The sequence below is a fragment of the Lachnoanaerobaculum saburreum DSM 3986 genome, from assembly GCF_000185385.1.
Lineage (GTDB): Bacteria > Bacillota > Clostridia > Lachnospirales > Lachnospiraceae > Lachnoanaerobaculum > Lachnoanaerobaculum saburreum.
The window spans coordinates 1-2534 of sequence record NZ_GL622298.1 but is presented as its reverse complement, the minus strand read 5'-3'; the positions used below and the strand labels follow the sequence as shown (position 1 = coordinate 2534).

Below are 2534 nucleotides of genomic sequence, written 5' to 3'. Positions count from 1 at the left end.
ACACTATAAAATATGACGACGTGGTAACTATAAGATACCGCCTTTAGCAAGCGGTAGGTAAAAGTATCAAGCAATTCGCAAATATTAAAGAGGTAAGGAGGCTCATAAAAAGCGAAAAGCAACCTATTATTCTACAACTTATCCGAGAGGGGAAACCCAAAGGGGAGTTTAGCATGTTGTTGTTCCTAATAGGAACGGAGATAAGAGAGAGACTAATCCTAAGTCCTAAATTATTTGAGAATAAAAATCAGTGTATGAGGTACAAAGCTAAACTGCTTAAACGATAGTCAGAGCGGGGGAATCCGGCCCTTCATACGAAAAGGATTGTAACGTATGACTACTCATGTTGCTTTCATTTCGCAGTTATGAAAGTAAGTGATACTTATGAGTAGAGCAACCGCAAGACAGCGGGCAAATGGCGAAAGTCAGTGCCGACAACATTGAAAGCTAATCTAATTTTTACTAACTGGAGATGACCTAAACCCGGTAACGGGCATGGTTACACAGCTCCCATAGTAGTCCGAGGCGTTAATGACGTTCACATGGCAAAGGGGAGCAGCTTATCACTAAATACTAAAATGAAGGAAGGTGCGAGAGGCATTGAGAAATCCAACTGAAGTATTAAAAAATTTGATGGAAAAATCAAAGAATGAAACTTACAGATTCCAAAGGCTATATCGGAATCTATACAATTCGGAGTTCTATTGGCTTGCATTTAAAAATATCTATGCAAATGACGGTAGTATGACTGCCGGAGCAGATGGAACAACGATAGATGGCATGAGTAACGAAAGAATTGAAAAGATAATTAAATCTTTGAAAGACCGTAGTTATCAACCAAAGCCTGCAAGAAGAGAGTATATTGCAAAGAAAAACAGTGATAAAAAACGTCCGCTTGGAATTCAGTCAGGCAATGACAAACTTGTGCAGGAAGTCGTTAAGATGATTTTAGAAAACATTTATGAACCTATATTTAGCAATAAATCACATGGGTTCAGGCCAAACAGGAGCTGTCAGACAGCACTCATGCAGATACAGAAAACCTTCACAGGGACTAACTGGTTTATTGAAGGCGACATTCATGCATGTTTCGACAGTTTCGACCACCATATAATCATAGACCTTTTGAAAAAGAGGATTGATGATGAAGTCTTTATTCAGCTTATATGGAAATTCCTTAAGGCAGGATATATGGAGCAATGGACTTACAATAGAACCTATAATGGAGTGCCGCAAGGTGCGGGAGTCAGTCCGGTGTTAGCGAATATCTACCTTCATGAACTGGATAAGTTTGTGGAGAAATATGCAGAAGCATTTAATACAGAGTCAAAAAGAAAGCATTTCTCAACCGCATATAGGACAAGTGTTGATAGGGCATATAGATATAGAAAAGCAGGCAAAGAAATATGGAATGACCTAACCGATGAAGAAAAGAAAGTCAGAATCCAAAAATTGAAGGAATTGGAAAGGATTGAAAAATCCCTAACCTCATATGTCTACAATGATGAGAATTATAAGAGGGTACAATATACAAGATATGCGGATGACTTTATTATCGGAGTAATTGGCAGTAAAAAAGATGCAGAAGCTATCAAAGAAGACATTAAGATATACCTGCAAAACACATTAAAATTAGAAATGTCCGATAGCAAGACTAAGATAACGCATACGGGAGATAGGGCAAGATTCTTAGGCTATGACATTACTGTATCAAGAGCACAAACACTAACAAAGACAGCTAATGGCAAGACTCAAAGATGTCATTCAGGTGTAGTCCGGCTCCTTGTTCCAAGGGAAAAGTGGGTAAATAAGCTAATTGAATACAAAGCAATAAAAATCAAAATTAACGAAAACGGCAAAGAGAGATTCTTAGCCCTCCATAGGGGGAAGCTGGTGAACCGGAGTGATATAGAAATTCTAGCAAGATACAATGCAGAAGTTCGTGGACTCTACAATTATTATTCTATTGCAAATGATTCTTATAAAATAGGAAGATTTGCAAATTTGATGAAGTACAGCATGTACAAGACATTTGCCTGTAAGTATAGAACAAATGTCCATGAGATAAAGCGAAGATATTGCAGAAATGACTTATTTACAGTTGCATATGAGATAAAACAGGGAACAAAGATAACGACATTCTACAAAGATGGCTTTAAACGAAAAGGGTTCGCTACTAAATTTGATAATGTTAGCGAACTGCCACAGTTTTCAAAATATGTCAAATCAAATACTCTTAAACAGAGGGTTGAGCGACATACCTGTGAACTATGTCATAAAGACTGTAGAGAATTGGAAATACACTTAGTTAAGAAACTCAAAGATTTGAAAGGGCAAACAGAGTGGGAAAGACTCATGAAACAAAAGAGAAGAAAAACACTTGTAGTATGCCCGGAATGCCATAAGTTAATTCATTCTTAATCACCACAAAAGATAAGTGGAAAGCCGTATACATCGAGAGGTGTCCGTGCGGTTTGGGAGGGAGTGGAAGCGAGTCCTTTTCGGAGGATGAGCTGAAACTTACCTCATGATAG

Annotated in this window: 1 protein-coding gene; it reads left to right on the top strand. The window is 37.9% G+C overall.

Annotation, left to right across the window (positions count from 1 at the left end; all coding sequences use genetic code 11):
* The first annotated feature begins 600 nt into the window (after positions 1-600).
* A complete protein-coding gene (locus HMPREF0381_RS14000; protein WP_040461993.1) occupies positions 601-2421 on the top strand; it encodes a reverse transcriptase/maturase family protein in 1821 nt (606 codons plus the stop codon).
* Positions 2422-2534: the final 113 nt, after the last annotated feature.